This window comes from Cognatiyoonia sp. IB215182, from assembly GCF_033963905.1.
In the GTDB taxonomy this organism is placed as follows: Bacteria; Pseudomonadota; Alphaproteobacteria; order Rhodobacterales; family Rhodobacteraceae; genus Yoonia.
This window is the reverse complement of record NZ_JAXBMB010000003.1, coordinates 143,067-165,163: the sequence shown is the minus strand read 5'-3', so window position 1 is coordinate 165,163 and position 22,097 is coordinate 143,067. Positions and strand designations below refer to the sequence as shown.

Sequence of the window (22,097 nt, the reverse complement as noted above, 5' to 3'; positions counted from 1 at the left end):
CTGCAGGGTCAATCAGACAATTGCGGTTTTCCGGGGTGCTAACAAGAGCAGGATGAGTGCAATCAGCGCAGGCACCGATTGCACAAAGAAAATGCGGATCGATACGGTCGCCATACCCATCAGCCCTGCCGCGATCACAAAGAGCAGAAAGCAGGTTGCCACATTGCGTTGCCAGACATCATCGCGGATCAACAGCGCCCAGAGCAGCCCGGTGGCAAGGAAGGCATTGTAGACGCCCTGATTGGCGGCGATCGCTGTGGTTTGGCTGAAAAGCTCTGGCGGGAAGGACGCGAAGACACGGGGGCCGGTCACCTCCCAAGCGAAGATCTCGAAATAGGCGATGTAGACATGCAGGGCGGCGATCAAGGCAATGAGGACAAGGGCCAGAATTCGCATGGTATTTGTCCCAAGTGTTGCTGATCCTCCGACCTTAGCCCACCACGGGCCTCCGTTCAAATGGCGGTCCGCACGGGTCTCTGTCACAAAATCTTCATTCCTTTGTTACGTTATCGTTGCCCCCACGCTGCATGGGATGCGGCACGAGAAATTTGGGGACCTTCATGACTTATCGTACCATTGGCCTGACGTCTGTCTTGGCGCTTACTGCTGGTGTGGCACAGGCGGACGCATTCAACCGCATAGCATCCTTTCCAACCCATCTGAATATCGGCGACGGTGATCAAGCCGTTGAAACCTCAGCCGAAATCATCGCAGTAACCGCGGATGGCATGACGTTGGTCTATACGGACAGCCCGCTGGGGGTGATCGGGCGGATTGAAATCACTGATCCTGCGAACCCAGCGCCTTTGGGCAATGTTGCTCTGGATGGTGAGCCAACCGCTGTGGGGATCGCCGGTGCGACGGCCTTTGTCGGTGTGAACACATCCGAGAGCTATACGGATCCATCCGGTCATCTGGTTGCCATCGATGTGGCGAGCGGCGACGAGCTTAGCCGCTGTGATCTGGGCGGTCAGCCGGACAGCATTGCAGTCGCGCCCGATGGCAGTTTTGTTGCCGTCGCCATCGAGAATGAGCGGGATGAGGACTTGGGCGATGGCCGCACGGGTCAGCTGCCTGCCGGCGCATTGGTGATGGTTGATGTCAGCGAAGCGGGGGCCGATTGCGCAACTTTGCAGACGGTCGCGCTGACGGGCCTTGCCGAGGTTAGCCCCGAGGACCCCGAGCCTGAATTTGTCGACATCAACGCGGCAGGTGATGTGGTCGTCAGCCTGCAGGAAAACAACCACATGGTGGTGGTGAACCGTGCGGGCGAGGTGACCTCGCATTTCAGTGCTGGCGCAATTGATCTGGAGAATATCGACGCGACCGACGAGAGCGGCGCGCTGATCTTTACCGAAAGCCAGACGGGCGTTGTGCGCGAGCCAGATGCGGTGAAATGGGTCGATGAAGACCACTTTGCCACTGCCAATGAAGGTGACATGGACGGCGGCTCTCGCGGCTGGACGGTCTTCAACCGTGACGGCACGGTTGTCTACGAAAGCGGTGTCAGCTTTGAACATGCGATCATTCAGGCGGGGCACTATCCAGACAAACGCTCTGACAGCAAAGGGGTGGAGCCGGAAAGCATCGAGACGGCCACCTTTGGCGATACGCGGATGATCTTTGTGGGGTCTGAGCGTGGGTCGATGGTCGGTGTCTATGACGCGACTGACTTGGCGAGCCCGGTGCTGACGCAGCTGCTGCCATCGGGGATCGGGCCAGAGGGCTATGTGTCGATCCCGGAGCGGAACCTGCTGGTCTCGGCCAATGAGGTGGACCTGATCGAAGATGGCGGGGTGCGCAGCCATGTGATGATCTTTGAATATTCTGACGCCGATCCGGTTTACCCGCATCTGACCTCGGCTGGCGCGGATGAGCTGATTGGCTGGGGCGCGATTTCCGGCCTTGCCGCGGTGGGTGACGAGACGCTGGTGGCCGTGAACGACAGCTTTTATGGCTATCAGCCGACAGTCTTTACCATTGATGTCAGCGCAACGCCTGCGCGTATCACAGATGCGCTGCCGATCACACGTGCGGGGCGTCCGGCGCAGAAGCTGGATATGGAAGGGATCACCTCGGATGGTGAGGGTGGTTACTGGGTCGCCTCGGAAGGTCGGATTGATCGGATGGTGCCGCATGGTCTCTATCATGTGAATGCTGATGGCGAGATCGCGCAAGAGATTGGCCTACCCAATGAATTGCTGGCGGTTCAGCGCCGCTTTGGCTTTGAGGGGCTGACGCTGGTCGGTGATACGCTCTGGATGGCTGTGCAGCGGGAATGGGAAGATGATCCGGCAGGGTTGGTGAAACTGGTGGCCTACAACCTGGAGACTGAGGAATGGGGTGCCGTGCACTATCCGCTCGACGCACCGACCGCCGGTTGGGTTGGCCTCTCTGAGATCGTGGTCCAAGGCGACCATGTCTACCTTCTGGAGCGTGACAACCAGATCGGTGCAGCGGCAGTGACCAAGCAGATCACGCGCGTCTCGCTCGACCAAATGGTGCCTGCACCGCTGGGTGGTGACCTGCCGGTTGTGACCAAAGAAGTTGTCCGCGACCTGATCCCCGATCTGACAAGCACCGGCGGCTATGTCCTCGATAAGGTAGAAGGTCTGACCTTCACCCCGGATGGCCGCGCCTGGGTGGCGACGGACAATGACGGGGTGGATGACCATTCCGGTGAGACGATGTTCTTCGCTGTGGAGGGCCTGACCGACAGCGGAAGCTAACCGTTTGTCGGCCACGCATGGTGTTCGTCATCAATGATCAGGGGGTGGGCATGGCTGTGCCCGCCCCCTTTCAGATGCGGATGATCGTCGGGCAGGTCCGGATGGCTATGTGCCACGATCACCGGATCGCCTGCAGGCCAAAGCCTCCATGCGAGTGCGACGCCGGTCAGCCCAAGGACACCCAGCGCGGCAAAGGTCACCTGTGCGCCGTACTGCGTCATCAGCGTACCGGCTAGTGGATAGGTCACCAGCCAACAGGCATGTGACAATGCGAATTGCGCGGTAAAAACTGCGGGCCGGTCATCAGCATGGGCCGACCGGCGGATCAACCGCCCTTGCGGAGTGATCGTCGCGGAATAGCCAAGACCCATCAATGTCCAAAGACCCAGAAACAAGGGCCAACTCGGGGTGATGGCGGTTTGTAGCCCCATCAGCAGCGTCAGGAGCGTGGCACCGGTCAGCATCACCGGGCGGTCATTGCGGTTCTGCAGCAGGCGCGGCAGGGCGAGCGCGGCCAGCATTGACCCTCCGCCAAAAGCGGCAAGTGCGATGGCCACGTCGCGGTCGCTTCCGGCATAAAAACCGCGCACTACAACAACAGTGTTCACGATGACAAAGGCGCTCGCCGCAGCGGCAGGCAGGGTGAGCGCCAAAAGGCCGCGCAGGCGTGGTGTGGCCAGATAGATCCGGACGCCTCGCGTCAGCCTTTCAGAGAACGAACGGTCCTTGCCCGCGCGGCGCATAGGCAGTGCGGTGGCTTGTATCAAAAGGGCAGAGATCAGAAATCCGATCACCGTACCTCCGAACAGCCAGTGATAGCTGATCAGCAAGAGCAGGAGACCAGCGAGCGCGGGGCTCAGCAGGTTTTCCAGATCATAGGCGAGGCGCGAAAGCGAAAGGCCCTTGGCATAGTCATCCTCGTCTTCCAGCACGTCGGGGATAGTTGCCTGAAAGGTCGGGGTGAAAGTGGCGGAAGCGACCTGCAGCAGGAATATGGCCAGATAAATCTGCCAGACCTGCGTGATGAAGGGCAGCGACAGCGCGACCACGGCCCGGACGATATCCGCCCCGATCAGCACCCGTTTGCGCGGGATCTTGGCGACCAAAGCGCCGGCAATCGGCGACAGCCCCACATAGGAGATCATTTTGATCGCATAGGCCGTGCCCAGAACGGCACCTGCAGCCGCGCCCGCCAGATCGAAGGCCAAAAGGCCAAGCGCCACGGTCAGAAGGCCCGTGCCCAGAAGTGCCACGACCTGTGCCGCAAAGAGCCGCCCGAAAACAGGGTGGAAAACCAGCTGCCACATAGGCCAAGGCTAGCGCCCCGATCTGCCCTGCGCAAAGCCCCTTTTCTCTGCTTGGGCACCATGCTAGGGGCGACGCAAATGTAAACCTATCAAGGAAAGACCAGAGATCATGGCAATCCAGCGCACATTTTCGATCATCAAACCTGACGCCACCAAGCGTAACCTGACCGGTCAGATCGTCGCCAAATTCGAAGAGGCTGGCCTGCGCGTTGTCGCCTCCAAGCGCATCCAGCTGACCCTGGCGCAGGCGCAGACATTCTATGGTGTGCACAAGGAACGTCCATTCTTTGACGAACTGTGCGAATTCATGATCTCGGAGCCGATTGTGGTGCAGGTCCTCGAGGGCGAAGACGCGATTGCGAAGAACCGCGAAGTGATGGGTGCCACGAACCCCGAAGACGCGGCCCCCGGCACGATCCGCAAGGAATTCGCCTTGTCGATCGGCGAAAACTCCGTTCATGGCTCGGACGCGCCAGAGACCGCAGCCGAAGAGATCGCCTTCTTCTTCTCCGGTCTCGAATTGGTTGGTTAACCGATTAGCGTGGGTTTTGCCCACCTCACAGGATCATGGGTCGTCCGCACCGTTTTGGCGCGGGCGACTTTTTTGTTCAGATTGCGCTCAAGCGCGCGGTAGTTGCGGATATTGGCGCAATAGAAAACGTCGAAGACGTCACCAACGACCGGGAACATGCCAATGGCCGTATCAAAGGCCGTATTGAGCACCATGTAAGCCAGCGTGCCGGGTGAGGCGCCCAGCCTGCGCGCCTGATTGATCGTCCAAAGGCCGGGCAGGGCGGTCAACAGGTCACCGACGACCGGCATGAGGCCTATCAGGTTGTCAAAACCAATGCAGATCCGCGTACCGGGGATCGTGACAAGGGCGTCCATCCGAAAGGCGAGCTTGCGCAGGCGGTCGAGTTCGAAATCAATATCCTGTTCTATGTTCATACCTTTTACATACACGATTTCCATCGTTATGTGAAGGGTATTCACTTTACTTTGCGATCAATGACACCAATTTGGTTCAGTATTCTCTCAAGTTCCGACCGATTCTGGTCGAAACTGCGGGCCTTGATCGCGTCGAATTGCTTGCGCAGAGCCTGTTTCTCGGCCCCCTTGCAATCGTTCCAGGGACGGCCTTGCAACGCCATGTGCAGAACGTAATAGCCGATGAAATGAGGTTTGCTGCCGTTTTCGAGCAGTTTGGCGTAGGCCGCATCGGCGCCGAGTGCATGCAGCTCTTCTGCCGATGTGATGCCAACCGCGGTCAACGCCTCTGCAAAAGCGGGACCAATGTTGCGGATCGTTGTCAGTGCTGCCATGCGGCCAGTCTATGCGGCCTGCGAAAAAAGGGCCAGTGAGGGGCAAGGCGGGATCGGGGAGGACGATCCTGGCAGCAACGACCTCACCGGCCATCTGCAACTATGTTAACCGTTAGATACTCGCAAAATCAGTATAAACGGGTGTCTGCGGCTTGCTTTGCCCCTGTTGTGCAGGGGTGGCTGGTTTTGCCGCCGCGGCGGGCTTGGGGATATTGGGTTTTGCGCTGGCCATTTCATGGTCCTTTCGCTTGCTCGTACATTTACTCTATCCAGCTTACCTTTGATCTGACGAGGCGGCTGTGGCCTGAACGGGCTTGTGACGTGACAAAAATGTGACGAATAGATCCGGTTTTATCTGTGCTGATCGTCACATTAGTTTAAGAGTGTATCGGAGGTATTTGAAAAAGAATAATAGTTTTCTGCGCTTGCCTAGTCGGCTTACCCTGATTTCATGTAACGCTTGGCAAGTTTGGGGCGATTTTGCAGGGCAGACCGTCGCCGCTATGTGTCAGAACTGAAACCTGTTTGATCAAGTATTGCAGCTTTCTGCCTGAGGGATGACAGCGATGAACCAGGCCGAGAGGTCATGTTTGCGCAAATAGTACAGAGATTTTTGCGAACTGATTCCCCGGATCAACGCCGCCCCGGCCGGGTCGGTTTGATCAGGTTGTCGATTTCTTCCATCACCGCCTCGGTGTCGCTGTCGCCTTGTGCAACGGGGGCCGTGTCTTCTGCGGGCTCATCAACCACCTCGGCATCTGATGCCTCATCCTGCGAGATGAGCGGCGTGGCCTTGTTCATTTGCTCGGCGGCACGTTCGGCCAGCATTTGCCGGGCGCGGGCTTCGGCCCGGCGGACACGCACGGCGGTCAGAAACGCCTCTTGCAGTGTTTGCGACGAGGCGCCGACGATTTCACCAATCTCATCAACGATCCGATTATCGGCACTGCGCCTTTCGTCGGCCAGCGCAAGATCGGCCAGTTCACCCGCAACACGCTCAAGGTAATCATCAGCCATGGTTAGCGCGTGGTCTCCGTCAATCGCCGCCGGACATAGGTTTTCACGGTCTCGATCATCGGATCCATATGCGGATCTTCGAAGAAATGCCCGGCACCTTCCATGCATTCATGGGTGATGGTGATGCCCTTTTGCTCGTGCAGTTTGTTGACGAGGTTGACGGTGTCCTGCGGGGGCGCAACACGGTCATTGGAGCCATTGATGATCAGCCCCGATGATGGGCAGGGGGCCAGAAAGCTGAAATCATACATGTTGGCCGGTGGGCTGACCGAGATGAAGCCGGTAATCTCGGGCCGCCGCATCAAGAGTTGCATGCCGATCCAAGCGCCGAAAGAGAAACCGGCAACCCAGCAATGCTTGGAATTGTTGTTCATCGATTGCAGGTAGTCGAGCGCGGAGGCCGCATCGGAAAGCTCACCAACGCCTTGATCATACTCACCTTGGCTACGGCCCACGCCGCGGAAATTGAACCGCAGCACGGTGAAGCCCATGTTGTAAAAGGCATAGTGCAGGTTGTAGACCACGCGATTGTTCATCGTCCCACCAAATTGCGGATGCGGGTGAAGCACGATGGCGATGGGGGCGTCACGGTCTTTTTGGGGGTGATAGCGCCCTTCGAGGCGCCCTTCGGGTCCGGGGAAGATAACTTCGGGCATTCGTATTCCGTCTGTTCTGGCCCGATTGCATTGTTGACGAAAATGCTCAGGCACTTTAGAAGAATTCTAAACTTGGGGATTGGCCCAGATTCAGTTTTCACGGTGAAGTAATGACGTGAGGCTGCGCCGTCAATGGAATTGCGTCGTGGTCTGGGGGAGGCTTTATGAAACTCAGCACGAAAGGTCGTTATGCGATGGTTGCCCTTGCAGATCTGGCGCTGCAAGAGAGTGATGACCTCGTGAACCTGACAGAGATTTCCAAGCGCCAGGATATCTCGCTGCCGTATCTTGAGCAGCTTTTTGTCAAGCTGCGTCGGGCCGGTCTGGTGGAGTCGGTGCGCGGTCCGGGTGGCGGCTACCGTCTGGCGCGCCCGGCTTCGGATATCCGTGTGTCGGAAATTCTGGGTGCGGTGGATGAGACGGTGTCAGCCATGCACAAGGGCGCCGGCGCGTCGGGGGCAACTTCTGGCAGTCGCGCGCAGTCCATGACCAACAGGTTATGGGAGGGGCTGAGTGCCCATGTCTATGTGTTCCTGCATCAGGCCCGGCTGTCTGATGTGGTCGGCAATGAACTGGCGCCATGTCCAGCCGTGCCCGCCTTGTTCGAAGTTGTGGATGCGGACGCGTGAGCCGCGTTTATCTGGATCATAACGCGACGGCTCCGCTGCGGGCCGAGGCCCGCGCTGCGATGCTGGCGGCAATGGATGTTGCAGGCAACCCATCTTCGGTGCACGCCGAAGGTCGTGCGGCGAAGGGGGTGATCGAGAAGGCGCGCGCGCAGGTGGCCGAGGCGGTTGGCGCATCCGGTGCGGATGTCGTCTTTACCTCTGGCGCGACCGAGGCGGCGGCGCTGGCGCTTGCGGGGCGCGGTTTGAAGGCCGCACCGATTGAGCATGATGCGGTGCATGCCTGGATTGATCCTTGCCTGCCCGTTGTGGACGGGGCGGTAATTGTCGACGATCCGGCATCGTCCGTTGTGCAGTTGGCCAACTCGGAAACGGGGATTGTGCAGGATTTGCCGCAGGAGCTGGCGGTGTCAGACATCACTCAAGGGTTCGGCCGCATCCCGTTTGCTTTCAACTGGTCCGGCGTCGGGATGGTGTTTTTGTCCGCTCACAAGTTTGGCGGCCCAAAGGGTGTGGGTGCTTTGATCTTCCCGCAAGGCACTGATGTTGCTGCACAAATAAAGGGCGGCGGGCAAGAGATGGGTCGCCGCTCTGGCACGGAAAACGTGGTGGCGATTGCCGGAATGGGTGCTGCTGCCGCGGCGGCACAGGCTGATCTGGCGGCTGGAAAATGGGACCGCGTGCAGAAACTTAGAAATATTCTAGAAAGTGCTATTGAGGCTGCCGAAAACAGGACTATTTTTGTCGGGAAAGACGTTAAGCGGTTGCCGAACACAAGTTGCTTCATCACCGAAGGGTGGAAGGGCGAAACCCAGGTAATGGCGATGGATTTGGCGGGTTTTGCTGTTTCAGCGGGGTCCGCCTGCTCCAGCGGCAAGGTCAAGGTCAGCCGGGTTTTGCGGGCTTTGGGCCTCGAAGATGATCAGGCGGCATGCGCTTTGCGCGTCTCGCTGGGTCTGGAGACAACAGAGGAGGAGGCCATGCGCTTTGCGCAGGCCTGGACGGAAAAACATGCCCGCAGGCGGGCTGCTTGAACGAGAGGATGCCATGAACGCGATGGATACAGTCGAAGTCAAAGAAGGTGTCGATCAGGAAACGGTTGATGCGGTAAAAGAGCTCTCGGGCAATTACAAATACGGCTGGGAAACCGAGATCGAGATGGAATACGCGCCCAAGGGCGTGAACCCCGAGATCGTGCACCTTATTTCCGAGAAGAACAATGAGCCGGACTGGATGACCGACTGGCGTCTGTCGGCCTTTTCGCGGTGGGAAAAGATCGAAGAACCGACCTGGGCGATGGTCAATTACCCGGATATCGATTTTCAGGACATCTATTACTACGCGCGCCCAAAGAGCATGGAGGAGAAGCCGAAGTCTTTGGACGATGTCGATCCGAAGCTGCTCGCCACCTATGAAAAACTCGGCATTCCGCTGAAGGAACAAATGATCCTTGCCGGTGTGGAGGGTGCTGAGGAGGCACCCGCCGAAGGTCGCAAGGTTGCTGTGGATGCGGTGTTTGACTCTGTCTCCGTCGGGACGACCTTTCAGAAAGAGCTTGAGAAGGCCGGGGTGATCTTCTGCTCAATATCAGAGGCGATTGAGAAACATCCGGAGCTGGTGAAGAAGTATCTGGGCAGCGTCGTGCCGCCGTCGGATAACTTCTATGCGACACTGAACAGCGCTGTCTTCTCGGACGGGTCGTTTGTCTATGTCCCGCCGGGCGTACGCTGCCCGATGGAGCTGAGCACCTATTTCCGGATCAACGCAGAGAATACGGGCCAGTTTGAGCGGACGCTGATCATTGCCGACAAGGGATCGTATGTCTCTTATCTGGAAGGCTGCACGGCGCCCCAGCGTGATACGGCGCAACTGCATGCAGCAGTTGTTGAGATCATCGTCGAGGAAGATGCGGAGGTGAAATACTCCACCGTCCAGAACTGGTATCCGGGCGATGAGAACGGGAATGGCGGGATCTATAACTTCGTGACCAAACGCGCCGATTGCCGGGGCGACCGGGCCAAGGTGATGTGGACCCAAGTTGAGACCGGTTCTGCCGTGACCTGGAAATATCCAAGCTGCATCCTGCGCGGCAATGACAGTCAGGGTGAGTTCTATTCCATCGCCATCGCCAACAACATGCAACAGGCCGATACGGGCACGAAAATGTTGCATCTGGGCAAGAACACGAAGTCGCGGATTGTGTCGAAGGGCATCAGTGCGGGCAAGGCGCAGAACACCTATCGCGGGCTTGTCTCAATGCACCCGAAGGCCAAGGACAGCCGCAATTACACGCAATGCGACTCCCTTCTGATCGGCGACAAATGCGGGGCGCATACGGTGCCCTATATCGAGGTGAAGAATAACTCCTCGCGTGTGGAGCATGAGGCGACCACGTCCAAAGTGGATGATGACCAGCTTTTCTACTGCCGTTCCCGCGGTATGGACGAGGAAGAGGCGGTTGCGCTTGTCGTGAACGGGTTCTGCAAAGAGGTCCTGCAGGCCCTGCCCATGGAGTTTGCCATGGAGGCGCAGGCATTGGTCGCGATTTCGCTGGAAGGCTCCGTCGGCTAGCAGATGTCGCGACAGTTCCGCATACATCGTCGCGAGACGGTCATCGGGTGGCCCCGATCTTGCCGCAGTTGGATGGCAATTGAGATGTATTGGAGACATCTCGGGGTTGCCGCCGATGGCGAACACAAAGCAGGACATCAACGACTTCAATCGGCGGATCAAGAAGATCAACAATCCGCGCAACAAGTCCTACTACGACCCCGATCTGAAGATGCACATCCCCAAGCGGGTGCCGCGCGACAAGATCAAGAAGCCGAAAGTGGCCGACGACGAGAATGTCATTGGGCCGTTTATCGTGTCAGTCGTGATCGGCGCGTTTTGCCTCGCGGTCGCGCAGCTTTTCCGCGTCCGGTATTTCGAGCTGATCGAGACGACGCCGATCACGATTGCGATCGATCTGATCGCGGGGCTTTGGGTTCTTTTGGTTTTGACCGCGTTAATCAAACGCAATTCATGGGGTGCACGGTTTTCCCAGATCGTCGGCGTTTGCGCAATGCTGGCGGCAGGACACAATCTGTTCTGGCGCTGGCCCGAACAGATGGCGACGATCTACACGCCCGAATACGCGGCCTATATCGAACAGACAACACAACCGCCATCGGTCGTGATCGGGTCGACGGTCTACAACTTTTAGTCCCTAAACGTCCAAACTCTGCAGGCACCACCCTTTGCGCGACCGCGCGCAAGGGGCCAACTGGCGTGCCGCAATCATTCGCATTCTGAGGAGAGAACAATGCTGGAAATCAAAGACCTGAAGGTCCAATTGGAAGAAGAAGACAAGCAGATCCTCAAAGGCGTTGATCTGACGATTGAACCCGGCACGGTCCATGCGATCATGGGGCCCAACGGATCCGGGAAATCCACATTGTCTTATGTGCTGTCGGGGCGCGATGGCTATGAGGTCACCGAAGGATCGGCCACGCTGGATGGCGCTGACCTGATGGAGATGGAGCCCGAAGAGCGTGCAGCAGCGGGCCTTTTTCTGGCGTTTCAATATCCGGTCGAAATTCCCGGAGTGGGTAACATGACCTTCCTGCGGACGGCGGTGAACGCACAGCGCAAGGCGCGTGGCGAGGAAGAACTCAGCGCGGGTGATTTCCTGAAGGCTGTGCGTGAAAAGGCCAAGAGCCTCAAGATCGACGGCGATATGCTCAAGCGCCCCGTCAATGTGGGCTTTTCAGGTGGTGAGAAAAAGCGCAACGAAATCCTGCAGATGGCGATGCTGGAGCCAAAGATGTGCATCCTGGATGAAACCGATTCCGGTCTGGACGTGGATGCGATGAAGCTGGTGTCGGAGGGTGTGAATGCTTTGCGCTCGGAGGGCCGGGCATTCCTTGTGATCACCCACTACCAGCGCCTTCTGGACCATATCAAACCCGATGTGGTGCATATTATGGCGGACGGGAAGATCGTGAAATCCGGCGGCCCCGAACTGGCGTTGGAGGTCGAAAACAACGGCTATGCCGACATTCTGGCAGGGGTGGCGTAAATGGCCCTTCCACAAGTCAAAATCGATGCGACCGAGGCGCGTCTGAGCGGCGTAACGCTGCCCGATGGCGCCGCCTGGGCGAAAGAGGCGCGGTCGGCCGCACTCGCGCGCGTGCGGCAGATGGGCCTGCCCAGCAAACGGGACGAGTATTGGAAATATACCGATCCGACGTCGTTGAATGCCCCAACAGCGCCAGAAGCTGCCCTTTTTCACAATGATGAAGGCCCGCTTTTCGCGGATGTGGATCGCGTGCGGATCGTCTTTGTCGATGGGGTGTTTGACGCGGACGCCTCGGACGATCTGAGCGCGGAAGGCGTTGAGATCGAACGGCTCGCGGATGCGATGCAGGCCGACATCCATTGGGTCAAGGACATCTATGGTGTGCTTGAGGCACGCGGCCAGAAACCCGTTGAACGCCCCTTGGCCGCGTTGAACACGGCGTTGGCCACAGATGGTGTTGTTATCCGCGCCACGGGCAAGGTCTCAAAACCCATCAACTTCATCTATCTGCATCAGGATGTTGCCTCTGATGCGGTGCTGCATAACGTGGTCAAAGTCGATGCGGGCGCCGAGGTCACATTGCTCGAAACCGGCCCTGCCGCCGCGCGTTTCTCCAAGCAGCTTGAAGTCGAAGTGGCCGAAGGTGGAGTGTTCCACCACGTCCGCGCGCAAGGCCGCGACCATGAACGTCGTGCCTCAACCCATTGTTTTGCAAGGATTGCGGCGAATTCCAGCTTCAAATCCTTCACACTCACCTTCAATGGTGTGCTGACGCGGAACGAATGTGTGATCGAGATTGTCGGCGATGAGGCTGTGGCCCATGTGGCCGGAGCCTGCGTCGGGGATGGCAAGGATTTTCATCACGATGACACGGTGTTTATCACCCATGACGCAGTCAATTGCGAAAGCCGTCAGGTCTTTAAGAAGGTCCTCCGCAACGGCGCGACGGGCGTGTTCCAGGGCAAGATCCTCGTCAAAGAGGGCGCGCAGAAGACGGATGGCTATCAGATCAGCCAGTCGCTTCTGTTAGATGACGACAGCCAGTTCCTCGCCAAGCCGGAGCTTGAAATCTACGCCGATGACGTGGCCTGTTCGCATGGCTCCACCTCCGGCGCGATTGATGAGACGGCGCTTTTCTATCTGCGTTCGCGCGGGGTGTCGGCGACGGATGCGCGGAACCTTCTGACGCTATCCTTCCTCGCCGAAGCACTGGACGAGATTGACGATAGCGCCCTGGCAGATGAACTGCGGGACCGGCTCGAAAGCTGGTTGTCGCGCCATAGCTGATGCCGGTCACGACGGACATCGTCCGCACGTGGCGCAGGCCACGGGCGGTGATGCGCGACCTCTTGGATCAGGGGCGGCGCGAGGATCGGGCCATTGCCTATCTGATGATCGCCTGCTTTCTGATCTTCGTGGCGCAATGGCCGCGCTTGTCGCGCCTCGCGGCGGGTTTTGACCTACCGCCCGGTGCCGATGCGCCAGCACTTGATCGGTTGATGGCCTATGAGTTCATGGCGTGGCTGATGATCTGGCCCTTGTTTCTTTATATCTTTGCCGCGCTGACGCATGTGATTGCCCGGGCGTTGGGCGGGCAGGGGGATTGGTACGGCGCGCGGCTGGCGCTCTTCTGGACGATGCTGGCGACGACCCCGCTTTTGCTGCTTTATGGACTGACCGCCGGTTTCATGGGGCCCGGGGTTGAAACCCGTCTGGTCGGCGCGATATGGGTAGCATCCTTTTTGATCATTTGGGTGCAGTGTCTGCGCGAGGCGGAAAGCAAAGCATGACGATCAGTTTCCAAACCTGGATGCAAACGGTCTGGATCAGCGTGACCCAACCCGCCGAGATGGCGGGCAAGGTGCTGTCGATGCAGTTTTCGCGCGATGTCCTGTGGACCGCGCTGGCGCTGGTCGCTGTGCTGAACGTGCTTTTGTTGGGCGTGCTGCAGCTCATTTCGCCCATGTCCGCCGATGCACCCGAGCAGGTGATCACCGTGTCGCCCTTTGGCTATTTGGCGATTATCGGCGCTTTTCTCACCTTCATGATTTTCATGCTGGTCCATGCCGGACGCATGATGGGTGGTGATGGCACGATTGAGGGGACGCTGACCCTATTGATCTGGTTTCAGGCGGTCAGTCTGACACTGGAAGGGATGCAGGTCTTGCTTGTCCTGCTCAGCCCCGCGATTGCCGCGCTTTTCGGGCTGATGTCGCTGGGTGCGATCATTTGGGTCTTTGTCAATCTGGTGAATGTCCTGCATGGTTTTGCGAATCTGGGCAAAGCCGTCGTCGTGATTTTCATGGCCCTGATTGGCACCGTGCTGGGCACAGGGTTGGTGATGGGCATGCTGGGGATCACCCCACCGGGAGCATTATGATGTTTGATGTCGCAAAGGTCCGCGCAGACTTTCCGATCTTGTCGCGCGAGGTGCATGGCAAGCCGCTTGTTTATCTCGACAGCGGTGCGTCGGCGCAAAAGCCGCAGGTGGTGATTGATGCGGTCGCACAGGCCTATTCGCAGGAATACGCCAATGTGCATCGCGGGCTGCATTACCTCAGCAATCTGGCCACCGACAAATATGAAGGCGTCCGAGGCATCATCGCCAAGTTCCTGAACGCCCCGTCCGAGGATTGCATCATCTACAATTCCGGCACGACTGAAGGCATCAACATGGTGGCTTACGGCTGGGCCATGCCGCAGATGCAGGCCGGTGATGAGATCGTGCTGTCGATCATGGAGCATCACGCCAATATCGTCCCCTGGCATTTCCTGCGTGAGCGGCAGGGTGTGGTGATCAAATGGGTGGATGTGGATGCCAATGGTGACCTTGACCCGCAAAAGGTGATCGATGCTATTGGTCCCCGGACCAAGCTTGTGGCGCTGACCCATATGTCGAACGTGCTGGGCACCATTGTCGATATCAAGGCGATCACCGCCGCCGCCCATGCCAAAGGCGTGCCAGTGCTGGTCGACGGATCGCAGGCCGCCGTGCACATGCCGGTCGATCTGCAGGACCTAGGCTGTGATTTCTATGCGATCACCGGCCACAAGCTCTACGGACCTTCAGGCTCCGGCGCGATCTATGTTTCCAAGGAGCGGATGGCCGAGATGCGCCCCTTCATGGGTGGCGGCGATATGATCCGCGATGTCACGCGCGATACTGTTACATGGAACGATCCGCCCATGATGTTTGAGGCAGGCACGCCCGGGATCGTTCAGATCATCGGGATGGGTGTCGCGCTGGAATACATGATGGGCCTCGGCATGGCCAATATCGCCGCTTATGAGCGGGAGTTGCGCGACTATACGCGCGACCGGCTCGACGGTCTCAACTGGCTGAATGTGCAGGGGAAGTCAGCAACGAAGGGGGCCATCTTTTCCTTCACGCTCGACGGGGCGGCCCATGCTCACGACATTTCAACCGTGCTCGACAAAAAGGGTGTCGCGGTTCGCGCTGGCACCCATTGTGCCATGCCACTGATGGAGCATATGGGCGTCGGCGCCACCTGTCGTGCATCCTTTGGGATGTATAACACCACCCATGAGGTGGATGTGCTGGTCGACGCGCTGGAGCTTTGTCACGATCTTTTTGCGTAGGCGAGCAAGTCCGGTTAGAGGCCATCCTACTGTTTATCTGCCTCACCTACAGGCTCGTACCAAACTAGAAAGCGGTCATCTAATTCCGTTTGAATTACCTTCAAAATGCCGCGTGCTTCGGTCTCGAACCTGTCAAAGTCTTCCTTAGACCAGAGGCTGGGTCCACCGGGGTTTGCGCAGTCTAACGCTCGATCGTGAACCTCTATTAGTTCAAACAGTTTGGCCTTTGTGTCTTCTGACAACGGCAAGGTATTCTCCAAGCCTGAATAGCCACCAAAAGCGGATTTCGCCGCTTCGTTCATGCCCCATAGACAAGGTCCTCCCCACTCAAACATTAACCGAACTTCAAATGTTGCCATTCAGTGGTCAAGCCCTGGGTTGAATAATGTGCTAGCTTTGCTACTGCCACGTCGGCATCTTTGTCAAAGTCAGCTTAGTCTCGCAACTCAGCCTCCTAACCCGAAAACCAAAATCATGTCTACTTTTGGGTTCCGCAAGTTGGCTGTGTGATAGAGCGCGCACGATTGCCGTGCGCGCTCAGTCTTCAGTGTTTTTCTGGACCGCAATAGAGGTCTTCTCGGTTCTTCACGTGATCACGGTGTTTTTCGACGAATTTCATGACATTCGCCATCGTGCATTCGTCGCCGAAACCGGACCAGGGTTCAAAACCGTGCAGATTCAGGATGCTTTCAGGATCCTCACGCAGCAGCCTGACAAAGACCGAAGCGACGATCTTGCCGCCCACGCCGCTCAGACGCCCTTTGCCTTTCTCCTGCGCCTCCTGCAGCAGATAGAACCAAAGCGGTGTCTTGTCGATGTGACGCTCTTTCAGCGCCTTTGGCGTGTCCAGTACATGCAGGCCCAGCTTGCGCGCCATCTGCTGACCTGAGGGGATCTGCATCGCCGTCCGGTCGCGCAGAATGTTCCGCAGACCCAGCTTCTTTGCCTGCTCAAGCGGGATCTCATGCTCGCCCCATGTCAGGCCGGACCCGACAATATTGTCAGGCAGCTCGAACAGGGTTTCCGCCATCTTCGTGCCGACGGGCAGGGCTTTCTGCGCGTGTTTGCCAAAGAACTGATCCAGCTCAATCGTGGCACCGGGGTCGCGGGGGCCGAAGCCGCGCAGGGCAAAGAGATCCAAGGGTGCCTCACCCTTGCGCATCACATATTGCGGCTGCACGGTCGCATGCCCGAACCGGAAACCGGCGACCGAGAACTCGGCAGGCATCATCGGCGCATCCGGGAAGATGTCATGGGCCAGCGCGTGATCAATGTCATCCTGATCGACAAAGGCGGGCAGGAATTCATGCAGCACAAGCCATTGATAATGAAGCCGAATGAAGCGGCGGACCTGCTCAAACCCTTGTAGCTTCGGCGGCAGGATATGGTGCCACACCTCGCTCCGCACACCCATCTGGGCACAATCGGCGATGTCATGCGCCTGATCATCACCCTCATGAATATGCGTCATCAGAATGTTGTGCAGGCAGATGAACGCCCCCTGGATCTGGCTGACGATGATGTTCTCGTCATTGCGGAAGTCACCAATCAGCGCGGTCCCCTTGCAATTGCGCGCAAGGTCGTAAGGGTTGTCCTTACGTCCAAAAAGCAGAAAGTTTTCAGTACCTTCTGCATGGGAGTAGAGGTAGTTCGATGCCTCTGGTCCATCACCGTAGACGCAATCAAGGTCAAGATTGGGCGTGCGCACATTTCGGATAGAACGTGGATCAATGGCGGTGCCAATCGCGCTTGTTGTGTCGAGCGTGATGTCGTGGTCGATGAACTGACCAAAGAAGGTCATGCCCGCATCGGCCGGGCCATCTTCCACCTTCGTCGTGCGCATGGTTTCGACAAGGGCGTCAAATGCATCGACAATATGCGCCTTGGTCAGGTTGCCCGTGACAGGGTTTTGATGGCCAAGATAGCCGAAGACCTGAGGTAGAGGGCGGGGATCATTCGTTCCGTGCTGCTTGAGACATTCGTTTAGAAACAGATCGTAACGGGACATCCCATGGGCTGTCTTACTCATATCTTTTCTCCAAAAATGGTTTTTCAAAAAGAGCACGTGCGAGCGGAAAACAAGAATGCCGCACGATGAGCGCAGCATGGCATCGCTGACCGATCCTGCAAGTCAGGTTTCCCAGACCTGCGATTGCCCATTGCAGGACGGTTAGGGCGATGCTAGTTGGGCGGTTAGGCACCCGTAGCTCAGCTGGATAGAGCGCTGCCCTCCGAAGGCAGAGGCCAGAGGTTCGAATCCTCTCGGGTGCGCCAGCTACACCACTTTTGATTTGGCTTGTATCGACGATGTGCCGTCAATTGCTTCGGCAAATGCATCGAAATCCATCACATATCCATCTTGACCGCTTCCGGACAGAACACAGAAACCGCAGGTATTGCCCACAGCGCGTGCAAGGCCAAGATGGACCATGTTGAAATGGTCATGCGGCACCAGGATGATCTGTATCGTGCCCGGCTTGGTGCAGAAATGCACATGATTGAGGTGGCTCCCCTCCATTCCTGCGACGATCTGGGCCCCTGACAGCGCCTGATAGAGGGTGGCGAGAGGTGCAGTCACTTCCACCATGTGCCAGCCATCCGCGACCAAACGGTCATAGACCTGTTGTGGGTCGCGAAAGTTCCGGCTCGCGCCTGCATTGCCGCGCCACAAAAACACCTTGGGGTGATCCTTGGTCGGGGCGGGCAGTGTGTCGGCCAGACACGCCTTCATCTTCTGATAGCGCTTCCGTTTCAGGCTGCCTTGAGCAAAATCAGAGAAGGTAACGATCTCATCGGCATATAGGTATTCCGTATCCCGCGGACGCAGCTCGAGTATCTCACGATACTCCGTGCAATGATGCCATGATTCAGGGTTCGAAAAGTAGTAATGCCCATCATCCGCAAGGAATGTCTGCGGTACGCCGTCTTTCAGCCAGTGTCCGAAATAAAGATGCGTTGAAAGGTCGTTGAGATAGGCAATCTGGGGTGCGTGGCCAGCGCGCGCGGTCAATGCATTTTTGCCGAATGTATTACCCAGTCGTTGGCGGCTAAAGCGTGTGGCAAATCCATCGGGTCCGACGATTCCGGGACCGTGATTGATGCGGATGACGGGCATATGTGTCGCGGTGCGCGCGTCAGCCAGCTCAAGTTCAAATGCCGGATTTGTCCAGGGATGAGTTGCGGTGACAAGGGCGCGCGATGTGTCGCTGAGAAATGGTGGCTCAACCTCTTCGACCTCCTCGGCTTGCAATATGTCGCGAGATAGAACGCCGTCAGATCGGCTCAGACGCGCGATGAGGGGTGCTGCTATCGGATAAAATCTGCGCAACCTTTGCGCTCCTTCAACTGATCGGCGACTTTCCACAATCTACCCAAGCATGGGTCAATGGCCAAGCAGTTGCAGCCTTTGTGTCTGGCGTTCCGCAAGCGTATCAATCTCTGCTTGCGTTGATTTGCTGAGGCCAGCGCCGGGTTTGCGCAAGGTTGGATGCGCGATCACGCCCCGTTTTGCCAATGTGTGTTTGCGAATGGCAAGGCCAAGGCCCGGCTGTGCCTCGTACCGGATCATCGGCATATAGGCGTCAAAGATATCGCGGGCACGCGCAACATCGCCCTTTTTGAAGGCAGCGACCACCTGTGCCATCATCTCGGGGTATCCAAAGCCTGTCATGGCCCCATCTGCGCCGCGTAGCATTTCCTCAAGCAGGTATAAACCGCCATTGCCGCAAAGGATCGAAATCCGCCGGGCACCGGCCTCGGATGCAGCGCGCAATGCGGTTATCTTGTCCAAGCCCGGCCAATCTTCGTGTTTCAGCATCACGCAGGTTGGGCAATCCTCCACAACTTGCAGGATGACCTTCGGCGTGATCTGCACCTTTGTCACCAGCGGGAAATCCTGTAGCACGAATGGCGCTGCGCCAAGCGTTTCAGCAGCGTTGTGATAGTAGGCGACGATTTGATCATCCGTTTGCAGCGTGCTTGGCGGGGCCACCATCAGGCCTGCCGCGCCAAGGTCCATCGCCGCGTCGCCGAGCGTTTTCATGGCTGCAAATCCGGGCGCGGAGACACCAACGACGATAGGAACAGTGCTGCGCTTGGTGACGCGTTGAACGAGGGCAATCGCCTCTTCCGCCGTCAATTTGCCCGCTTCCCCCATCATGCCCAGGATGGTCAGGCCGGTTGCACCCTTTTCGATGTAGAAGTCGACCATCCGGTCGACACTGTCCCAATCCAGCGCCCCATCGGGAAGGAATGGTGTGACGGCGATGGTAAAGACGCCTTTTGCCGTTTCATCAAGCATGCTCATTTCCTCTTTTGCTGAGCTTCAGCGCAATATGCCCCAGTGCCATGGCGACAGCGGCCTGTGTGGGCTCAACCACTGGCAGGTCGGTTTCACCTTCAAGCACTTCGCGATATTGTGCCATGCCCGCGCAACCCATGATCAGCACATCCGCGCCGTCCCGGTCGCGCAGGTCTTTGGCTGTTGCGACCATGGCATTGCGGCTGCGTGCGGGGTCAGCCAGATCCGCAACGCTCAGGCCTAGGGCGCGGTCACCGGCCAGACGGTCTGAGACACCCATCGCCCCAAACGCGCGCAGATGGCGCGGAATGGATTGCGGCAGGATCGCGATAACGCCAAAGCGTTGGCCGAGGGTGAGCGCGGTCATCACAGCGCTTTCCTGAATGCCAAGCACGGGCAGGGTTGTCTGGTCGCGCAGGGCATGCAGGCCCGGATCGCCAAAGCAGGCGATGACATAGCCGGACGCATCCGGCTGCGCAGCGGCGAGACGCAGCATCGGCGCGATGGTCAGATCGGCCTGGAGCTGGCTCTCAATACCCGGCGGGCCTTCGGTAAGTGTTATGCATCGGATCGGGGTGCCGAAGCGGCGCAGTGGTTCGACGGCTTGATCAATGCCCGCGGTGACCGTTTCCGAGGAATTGGGATTGATGACAATGAGGGTCATGCGCCCGCGCGCGTCGCTGACTGGATTTCGATCTGATAGCCTTCGGGGTCATCAAAGACGAAGGCTTTGATCCCGATTTCATCATTCACGAACAGTTCTGAAAGGTTATCCAGCGTCTTTTCCTGCGCATAGTCGTACCAGCTGGCCACATCGGGCACACGAATACACAACTGGACGGGCTTGACCGGCGCCCATTTGTTCATGCCCTTTGTTTCATCCACCAGTCCCACATGGGCACCGGGGCAGATCTGGTAGATCTTGCACCAGCCCTGATCGATGGCGAGCGGCAGGCCCATGACATCCTCGTAAAAGCGCATCGCACGGGGGAGGTCGCGGTAATAGAGGAATGTAATGGCAAGCTGGTTATCGGTTTGAGCAGGCGGCATGAAGAATCCTATGCAACAGGCGTTGTCGGTGCGAGGGGCAGGGTGGGGCGGTCAATCTTTTGGCCGGTGCCGGCTGCGCCCATGAACTGGCCGTCTTGGACAAGATGCGCACCGCGCAGGAAAACGTCTGTCGGCCAGCCAGTCACGCCGTACCCGACCCAGGGGTTGTAGCCGACATTGTCGTGCAGATCGTTCTCGCTGTAGGTCACTGTCTTGTCCGGGTCCCACACCGCGATATCGGCGTCGTTTCCGACGGCCAGCGCACCCTTGCCCGGGAGGCCGTAGATTTCGGCTGGGGCTGTTGCGGTCAGTCGCGCAAACGCTTCCGGCCCGCCCCGCCCACGGCTGACCATTGCGTCGAACATCAGCGGCAGCCGGGTCTCCAGCCCCGGCAGGCCATTGGCGATCTGATGAAAACCGGGGGTCGGGCCAGCGCTGAGCTTGCCCGTCTCGTCAAACCGGTAGGGCGCGTGATCGGAAGAGACGATTTGCAGATCATTCTGATCGAGCGCCCGCCACAGCGCATCTTGATCCGCTTCCGTCCGCTGCGGGGGGGAGCACATCCATTTCGCCCCATTGATCCCGTCTTTCTTCAGGATCTCTTCAGTCATGAACAGATAATGCGGGCAGGTCTCGGCCCAGACCGGTGCGCCGCGCTGTCTTGCATCGCGTACGATCGCGGCCCCTTCGGCGGTTGAGATATGAAACAGCATCACCGGCTGACCGAGATGTTCGGCAAAGCGGCAGATGCGGGCAACGGCCTCGACTTCGGCCATGCGGGGATGCGAGGCGGCGTGGAAATGCGGCGCGATGTTGCCTGCTTCGATCAAAGAGGCCTTGGCGCGGGCAATGATCGCGTCGTTTTCCGCATGCACGCAGACGAGTGCCCCATGTGCGCGCGCGACCGACATAACACGCAGGATCTCTGCATCGTTGAGCTGGATGTTGTATGTTGTGAACACCTTGATCGAGCGGTTGCCCGCATCAATCAGGGCGCCAAGATCCTGATCCAGATCTGGGGCATCGGTGTCAGACACGATCATATGAAATGCGTAATCGATCATCGCGCCGCGCGTCGCGCGCGCGCTGTAATCGGCCATGGCGTCTGACAGCCTTTGGCCCTCGGCCTGCGCGATAAAAGAGATCACGCTTGTCGTGCCACCCATCGCGGCAGAACGTGTCGCCGTCTCAAATGTGTCGGCATTCATCAGGCCCATGCCCGACATCTGCTCGATATGGGCATGCGGGTCGACCCCGCCTGGCATCACCCATCGTCCGCTTGCATCGATATCCTTTGTGGCAGGGCCAAGTGTCGGCGCAATCTCTGCGATCAATCCATCACGCATGCCAAGATCGCCGGTGACAATGCCATTGGGCGTCACGATTTGCCCTTGCCTTATGGCAACGTCGAACTGATCAGGCATCCACAG

At 58.2% G+C, this 22,097-nt stretch carries 24 protein-coding genes and 1 tRNA gene; 12 read left to right on the top strand and 13 right to left on the bottom strand.

The window, feature by feature from the left end; all coding sequences use genetic code 11:
* Positions 1–12 precede the first annotated feature (12 nt).
* Entirely contained in the window at positions 13–396 is a 384-nt protein-coding gene (locus tag SLH47_RS06970; protein WP_320238746.1) for a DUF1304 domain-containing protein, read from the bottom strand.
* 164 nt (positions 397–560) lie between these two features.
* Here SLH47_RS06970 and SLH47_RS06965 point away from each other — a divergent pair, with 164 nt between their 5' ends.
* Positions 561–2,729 (top strand): esterase-like activity of phytase family protein, encoded by a 2,169-nt coding sequence (locus SLH47_RS06965; RefSeq protein ID WP_320238745.1) that lies wholly within the window; start codon positions 561–563, stop codon positions 2,727–2,729.
* Here SLH47_RS06965 and SLH47_RS06960 read toward each other — a convergent pair.
* Positions 2,726–4,036: an MFS transporter gene (locus tag SLH47_RS06960; RefSeq protein WP_320238744.1), complete on the bottom strand. Its 1,311-nt coding sequence runs from the start codon at positions 4,034–4,036 to the stop codon at positions 2,726–2,728. The two genes, SLH47_RS06965 and SLH47_RS06960, sit on opposite strands and share 4 nt — an antisense overlap.
* A 109-nt stretch (positions 4,037–4,145) precedes the next feature.
* Between SLH47_RS06960 and ndk the strand changes: the two genes are divergently transcribed.
* The gene (ndk, locus tag SLH47_RS06955) at positions 4,146–4,568 is read left to right on the top strand and encodes a nucleoside-diphosphate kinase (RefSeq protein WP_320238743.1); all 423 of its coding nucleotides are present in this window, start codon (positions 4,146–4,148) and stop codon (positions 4,566–4,568) included.
* On the opposite strand, the gene SLH47_RS06950 is transcribed toward ndk, so the two are convergent.
* The 4 genes from SLH47_RS06950 to SLH47_RS06935 form a co-directional block, all read right to left on the bottom strand.
* Positions 4,565–4,984 (bottom strand): DUF4112 domain-containing protein, encoded by a 420-nt coding sequence (locus SLH47_RS06950; protein ID WP_320238742.1) that lies wholly within the window; start codon positions 4,982–4,984, stop codon positions 4,565–4,567. The genes ndk and SLH47_RS06950 overlap by 4 nt on opposite strands.
* A 41-nt stretch (positions 4,985–5,025) precedes the next feature.
* The gene (locus tag SLH47_RS06945; protein WP_320238741.1) at positions 5,026–5,358 is read right to left on the bottom strand and encodes a TfoX/Sxy family protein; all 333 of its coding nucleotides are present in this window, start codon (positions 5,356–5,358) and stop codon (positions 5,026–5,028) included.
* 633 nt (positions 5,359–5,991) lie between these two features.
* Entirely contained in the window at positions 5,992–6,375 is a 384-nt protein-coding gene (locus tag SLH47_RS06940) for a hypothetical protein (RefSeq protein WP_320238740.1), read from the bottom strand.
* A 2-nt stretch (positions 6,376–6,377) separates the two neighbouring features.
* Positions 6,378–7,031, bottom strand: coding sequence for an alpha/beta hydrolase (locus tag SLH47_RS06935; RefSeq protein ID WP_320238739.1), 654 nt, complete (start codon positions 7,029–7,031; stop codon positions 6,378–6,380).
* A gap of 164 nt (positions 7,032–7,195) precedes the next feature.
* On the opposite strand from SLH47_RS06935, the gene SLH47_RS06930 reads away from it, so the two are divergent.
* The 9 genes from SLH47_RS06930 to SLH47_RS06890 all read left to right on the top strand — a co-directional run bounded on the left by SLH47_RS06930 (position 7,196) and on the right by SLH47_RS06890 (position 15,317).
* On the top strand, positions 7,196–7,660 hold the full coding sequence (locus SLH47_RS06930) for an Rrf2 family transcriptional regulator (protein WP_320238738.1): 465 nt from the start codon (positions 7,196–7,198) through the stop codon (positions 7,658–7,660).
* Positions 7,657–8,691, top strand: a complete 1,035-nt coding sequence (locus SLH47_RS06925) for a cysteine desulfurase family protein (protein WP_320238737.1) — start codon at positions 7,657–7,659, stop codon at positions 8,689–8,691. The genes SLH47_RS06930 and SLH47_RS06925 overlap by 4 nt, the downstream gene beginning before the upstream one ends.
* A gap of 13 nt (positions 8,692–8,704) precedes the next feature.
* Positions 8,705–10,228 (top strand): Fe-S cluster assembly protein SufB, encoded by a 1,524-nt coding sequence (gene sufB, locus SLH47_RS06920; protein ID WP_320239084.1) that lies wholly within the window; start codon positions 8,705–8,707, stop codon positions 10,226–10,228.
* A 115-nt stretch (positions 10,229–10,343) separates the two neighbouring features.
* Positions 10,344–10,862 (top strand): hypothetical protein, encoded by a 519-nt coding sequence (locus SLH47_RS06915; protein WP_320238736.1) that lies wholly within the window; start codon positions 10,344–10,346, stop codon positions 10,860–10,862.
* A gap of 99 nt (positions 10,863–10,961) precedes the next feature.
* Positions 10,962–11,717 (top strand): Fe-S cluster assembly ATPase SufC, encoded by a 756-nt coding sequence (gene sufC, locus SLH47_RS06910; protein ID WP_320238735.1) that lies wholly within the window; start codon positions 10,962–10,964, stop codon positions 11,715–11,717.
* Positions 11,718–13,004: a SufB/SufD family protein gene (locus SLH47_RS06905; protein ID WP_320238734.1), complete on the top strand. Its 1,287-nt coding sequence runs from the start codon at positions 11,718–11,720 to the stop codon at positions 13,002–13,004.
* Complete coding sequence (locus tag SLH47_RS06900) at positions 13,004–13,507, top strand: YIP1 family protein (RefSeq protein ID WP_320238733.1); 504 nt, start codon at positions 13,004–13,006, stop codon at positions 13,505–13,507. Before SLH47_RS06905 ends, SLH47_RS06900 begins: the two co-directional genes overlap by 1 nt.
* On the top strand, positions 13,504–14,097 hold the full coding sequence (locus SLH47_RS06895; protein ID WP_320238732.1) for a YIP1 family protein: 594 nt from the start codon (positions 13,504–13,506) through the stop codon (positions 14,095–14,097). The genes SLH47_RS06900 and SLH47_RS06895 overlap by 4 nt, the downstream gene beginning before the upstream one ends.
* Complete coding sequence (locus tag SLH47_RS06890) at positions 14,097–15,317, top strand: cysteine desulfurase (RefSeq protein ID WP_320238731.1); 1,221 nt, start codon at positions 14,097–14,099, stop codon at positions 15,315–15,317. The genes SLH47_RS06895 and SLH47_RS06890 overlap by 1 nt, the downstream gene beginning before the upstream one ends.
* Before the next feature lie 26 nt (positions 15,318–15,343).
* On the opposite strand, the gene SLH47_RS06885 is transcribed toward SLH47_RS06890, so the two are convergent.
* Both SLH47_RS06885 and SLH47_RS06880 read right to left on the bottom strand, forming a co-directional pair.
* Positions 15,344–15,676 (bottom strand): hypothetical protein, encoded by a 333-nt coding sequence (locus SLH47_RS06885; protein ID WP_320238730.1) that lies wholly within the window; start codon positions 15,674–15,676, stop codon positions 15,344–15,346.
* Between the two features lie 185 nt (positions 15,677–15,861).
* The gene (locus SLH47_RS06880; RefSeq protein ID WP_320238729.1) at positions 15,862–17,346 is read right to left on the bottom strand and encodes a peroxidase family protein; all 1,485 of its coding nucleotides are present in this window, start codon (positions 17,344–17,346) and stop codon (positions 15,862–15,864) included.
* Positions 17,347–17,514: 168 nt separating this feature from the next.
* Here SLH47_RS06880 and SLH47_RS06875 point away from each other — a divergent pair.
* A tRNA-Arg gene (locus SLH47_RS06875) sits at positions 17,515–17,591 on the top strand.
* Position 17,592: 1 nt separating this feature from the next.
* Here SLH47_RS06875 and SLH47_RS06870 read toward each other — a convergent pair.
* The 5 genes from SLH47_RS06870 to hydA are packed head-to-tail and all read right to left on the bottom strand — an operon-like array spanning position 17,593 to position 22,091.
* Positions 17,593–18,645, bottom strand: a complete 1,053-nt coding sequence (locus tag SLH47_RS06870) for a glycosyltransferase 61 family protein (RefSeq protein WP_320238728.1) — start codon at positions 18,643–18,645, stop codon at positions 17,593–17,595.
* A 54-nt stretch (positions 18,646–18,699) separates the two neighbouring features.
* Complete coding sequence (locus SLH47_RS06865) at positions 18,700–19,623, bottom strand: dihydrodipicolinate synthase family protein (protein WP_413785629.1); 924 nt, start codon at positions 19,621–19,623, stop codon at positions 18,700–18,702.
* A complete protein-coding gene (locus SLH47_RS06860; RefSeq protein WP_320238726.1) occupies positions 19,610–20,281 on the bottom strand; it encodes an aspartate/glutamate racemase family protein in 672 nt (223 codons plus the stop codon). Before SLH47_RS06860 ends, SLH47_RS06865 begins: the two co-directional genes overlap by 14 nt.
* Positions 20,278–20,667: a VOC family protein gene (locus SLH47_RS06855; protein WP_320238725.1), complete on the bottom strand. Its 390-nt coding sequence runs from the start codon at positions 20,665–20,667 to the stop codon at positions 20,278–20,280. Before SLH47_RS06855 ends, SLH47_RS06860 begins: the two co-directional genes overlap by 4 nt.
* A gap of 8 nt (positions 20,668–20,675) precedes the next feature.
* Positions 20,676–22,091 (bottom strand): dihydropyrimidinase, encoded by a 1,416-nt coding sequence (gene hydA / locus SLH47_RS06850; protein WP_320238724.1) that lies wholly within the window; start codon positions 22,089–22,091, stop codon positions 20,676–20,678.
* Between the last annotated feature and the right edge of the window lie 6 nt (positions 22,092–22,097).